A 3,631-nucleotide genomic window follows, 5' to 3' on the forward strand; every position below is an offset into this window, starting at 1 on the left:
CCSKKYMWSGCCGCCGTCCCCCCGCGACGCCGCCGTCACCTCGGCGGCCAGAAACGGCTGGCTGTGACCAGTACGGCGGCCGTCGCTAGCCGTTGACGTCCAAGGCGGTCCCGTACAAGCGTTCCACCCTCAGCCGTATGACGAGCCGGCGCTCGGCGACCAGTTGCTTGAGGAACGCCTCCTCGTCCTCCGGCGCGGGGGTGACCGTCAGCAACTCCCGCCCCACCACGTCGCCGGGGACCGTCGTGAGCTCGGACGTCTCTGCCACACCCTCGGCGACGGCGAACGACCAAACGTCGCCACCCTGCACGTGCAGCGCCGCGCGCGGGTTGCGCTGCACGTGCTTGACCTTGATGCGGTCGGCCGTGGTGGACAGCCGCACGATGCGGGCCTGGGGGTCCCAGCTGTAGAGCATGGTGGTCAGGTGCGGGTGACCACTTCGCTTGACAGTGGCGAGGGCCCCGAACTGCTGCTCGGCGAGTAGGTCGGAGAGTGCCTCGTCGGACAGGGATCGCGGTGCGGGTCGTTGCGTCATGCTGCTTCCAACTCCCCTGCCTTCGCGGGCATTCCGCACCCTCTCCCTGCCCCTCCACTGTCGCGACGGGTGATCGCGTGCCGGGCGGACCGTCGCCCGCTCCCGCACCGGGCTGTTACACGCTGCGGACAGAATCCCGTGAACAATCCCCGCCGGGCCGTCATCACAGTGAATGTACCGACAAGCGAACCCGGCCGGGGTGGCCCGCGGAAGTGGGCGGCCGTGCCGCATCCGACATCTGTGGGGGAACCTCGTGAAGACCGCTCGTACGCGCCGTACCTTCCGTTCCGCCGGCCTCGTCGCCGTCGCTGCCGCCGCCGCGTTCTCGCTGACCGCCTGCCAGGACGGGGGCGGCACGGACGACGGCGCCGGCTCGTCGTCCTCCTCGGCGGTGGCGAAGGACTCGCAGGCGCAGAACTCCGGCTCGGACGGTTCCGGCTCGGACGGTTCCCCGGCGGACGGCAACGCGGGCAGCGGGCACGGGGGCGACGGGAACGCGGACAACGGCGACCCTGGCGACGGCAACCCGGGAGCGAGGGCCGAGGCGAAGACCACGGGCGCGAAGGCCGCGGGCGCGAAGACCGAGGCGGGGGGCGCGCAGAGGACCACGTGCACCGTCGGCGACGTCACCGTCAGGCTCCAGCCGACCGGCGGCTCCGCGCCGGTCATCCTGCTCAAGGCCACGAACAAGGGCGACGACCGCTGCGACCTGTACGGCTACCCGTTCGTCGGGTACCCGAACGCGCAGGCACCGATCAAGGTCGGCGGCGGCCGGCCGCAGGCCGTGGTCTCCCTGGAGCCGGGCACCTCCGCCTACGCCGCCCTCAGCCTGGAGGAAGGCGACGGCGCCCACATGCACCGCGAGAAGCAGCTCACCGTCGAACTCGCCAACCGCGACCAGAACGGCACCGGCGCCACCGCCACCGTCCAAGCCCCCGAAGGCGCCGGCCTCGCCCTGAGCGACAACTCCACCGTCTCGTACTGGAACACCACCCCCGAACTGGCATGGCAGTAAGGCGGTTCCAAGGAGTTAACCGGTTTCTTCCGGCGTCGCACGGTCATCGCCGCACCGCTGCTGTGGAAGACATACAGCGAGTGGTGAGGCGTCATCCACACCTAGGGGTACGAGGAACAATGCACATCTCCTTCCTGATCTTCAGCGCGTACGGGATGGGGGGAACGGTCCGCACCACCTTCAACCTGGCGCAGGCGCTCGCCGAGCAGCACGAGGTCGAGGTCGTGTCGGTCTTCCGGTACCGGGACAGGCCGTTCTTCGAGCCGGGCAACGGCGTGCGGCTCTCGTCGCTCGTCGACATGCGTCGGCACAGACCCACCTTCGACGGCGATGATCCCGAACACGCCCGCCCCGCGCGGGTCTTCCCCGCCGCCGACGGCCAGTACTCCCAGCACAGCGAGCTGACGGACCGCAAAATCGGTGAGTTTCTGAGCAGCACCGAGGCGGACGTCGTCGTCGGCACCCGGCCAGGACTGAACGTGCACGTGGCCCGGCAGACGCGCCGTGGCCCCGTGCGCCTGGGGCAGGAGCACCTCACGCTCGCCACGCATTCCGCGCGGATGAAGCGTCTGCTGCGCCGCACCTATCCCCGGCTGGACGCGGTCACCACGGTGACCGAGGCCGACGCCCGCGACTATCGCAGCACTCTGCGGCTGCCCGGCGTGCGCGTCGAGTCGCTGCCCAACAGCGTGCCCGAGCCGGACGTCGCTCCCGCGGACGGCAGCAGGAAGTGGGTCGTCGCCGCCGGCCGGCTCGCCCCCGCCAAGCGTTACGACGTGCTCATACGCGCCTTCGGCGAGGTCGTCCGCGAGCGTCCGGACTGGGGTCTGCGCATCTACGGGCACGGCCGCGAGGCGAACAAGCTGAGGAAGCTCATCGACGAGCTCGGCCTCTACAACCACGTCTACCTGATGGGCTCGGCGAATCCCATCGAGGCCGAGTGGGTGAAGGGGTCGATCTGCGCGGTCACGTCGAGCCTCGAGTCCTTCGGCATGACCATCGTCGAGGCGATGCGGTGCGGGCTTCCGGTCGTGGCCACCGACTGCCCGCACGGTCCCGGGGAGATCATCCGCGACGGCGTGGACGGACTCCTGGCCCCCACGGGCGACGTGAACGCGATCGCCGGTGGGCTGCTCCGCCTCATCAACGACGAGGGACTGCGCGCGCGGATGGGCAAGGCCGCGCTCGCCGCGTCGGCACGGTTCGATCCCGCACAGGTGGCCGCCCGGTACGAGGAACTGATGACCTCGCTGGTCAACCGGCGGGCCGGCACGCTTCACCGGGCTCGCGGCACCCTCCTCGGCGGGGCGTACGCGGCCAGGGAAGCAGCCCGGCTGGGAGTGAAGTACGCCCTTGAAGGAGCACGGTCATGATGCTGGCACTTTTCGACACCTCACCTCGGGGCGTAGCGGTGGCGGGCCCGCCGCCGGGCGTCGCCTCCCCCCGCGTCCCCGAAGTCCACTGCCCGCGCGTCGACTGCACGGCCGACAGCGCCGTGGGGCTCACGTTCACGGTGCGACTCTTCGACAAGGCCGCCAAGGAGATCCCGGCCTCCCAGGTACCGGAGTCCGCGGCCGTACTGCTGCGCCTGCGCCACCACCACGGCCCGGACGCCTCCCTCAGGCTGCCGCTGGCCCGCGCGGGGGCGGACGGCAGGCTGCGCGCCGCGTTGCCCAGCACCACGCAGGTGCGGGAGGGGCGCTGGGACGCCTACCTCGCCCTCGCCGACGAGGAGCCGCAGCGCTTGCTTCCCGGGGTGCACGATCTGCGTTCCCTCGTCGACGGCGGCTCGCCTTCCGACGCGCACGCGTGGCTCGGCGTCCGGATTCCGTACACGACCAAGCACGGCAATCTCGCCGTCCGGGCGTGGCTGCGCAGGCCACACGCGGAGGCGGGGACGCTGCGCGTGGAGGACAGCGCCATGGTGCTGCACGGCAGGCTCTACGGTGCCCGGCTCTCGGCCACCGCGTGCCTGGAGGCGCACCCCCGCGACACGGCGGTACCGCCCGTACGCGTACCGGTGCACCCGGACAGCGAGGAGGGCTCCGGAGCGGAGCGGGCCCCCGCCTCCGGCCCCGTCC

3 protein-coding genes and 1 pseudogene are annotated in these 3,631 nt (G+C 71.6%); 3 read left to right on the forward strand and 1 reads right to left on the reverse strand.

Translation table 11 applies throughout. The annotated features are described in order from the left end of the window. Window positions 1–85: 85 nt before the first annotated feature. Window positions 86–535 (reverse strand): TIGR03618 family F420-dependent PPOX class oxidoreductase, encoded by a 450-nt coding sequence (locus tag AB8Z75_RS32305; RefSeq protein ID WP_369208280.1) that lies wholly within the window; start codon window positions 533–535, stop codon window positions 86–88. Between the two features lie 253 nt (window positions 536–788). Between AB8Z75_RS32305 and AB8Z75_RS32310 the strand changes: the two genes are divergently transcribed. The 3 genes and pseudogenes from AB8Z75_RS32310 to AB8Z75_RS32320 form a co-directional block, all read left to right on the forward strand. Beyond that, complete coding sequence (locus tag AB8Z75_RS32310) at window positions 789–1,550, forward strand: DUF4232 domain-containing protein (protein ID WP_369208282.1); 762 nt, start codon at window positions 789–791, stop codon at window positions 1,548–1,550. Window positions 1,551–1,669: 119 nt separating this feature from the next. Next, window positions 1,670–2,923 carry a glycosyltransferase family 4 protein gene (locus AB8Z75_RS32315; protein WP_369208284.1) on the forward strand — a complete coding sequence of 418 codons (1,254 nt, stop codon included), beginning with the start codon at window positions 1,670–1,672 and terminating at the stop codon, window positions 2,921–2,923. Beyond that, window positions 2,920–3,631 (forward strand): annotated as a pseudogene (locus tag AB8Z75_RS32320) (hypothetical protein); the annotation flags it as partial. The gene AB8Z75_RS32315 and the pseudogene AB8Z75_RS32320, both read left to right, overlap by 4 nt.

It is taken from the genome of Streptomyces sp. PU-14G, assembly GCF_041028275.1.
In the GTDB taxonomy this organism is placed as follows: Bacteria; Actinomycetota; Actinomycetes; order Streptomycetales; family Streptomycetaceae; genus Streptomyces.

What these genes read in the sequence shown, in the direction of transcription:
- AB8Z75_RS32305 (WP_369208280.1), bottom strand. Translation starts at nt 535, where the DNA reads ATGACGCAACGACCCGCACCGCGATCCCTGTCCGACGAGGCACTCTCC.
- AB8Z75_RS32315 (WP_369208284.1), top strand. Translation starts at nt 1,670, where the DNA reads ATGCACATCTCCTTCCTGATCTTCAGCGCGTACGGGATGGGGGGAACG.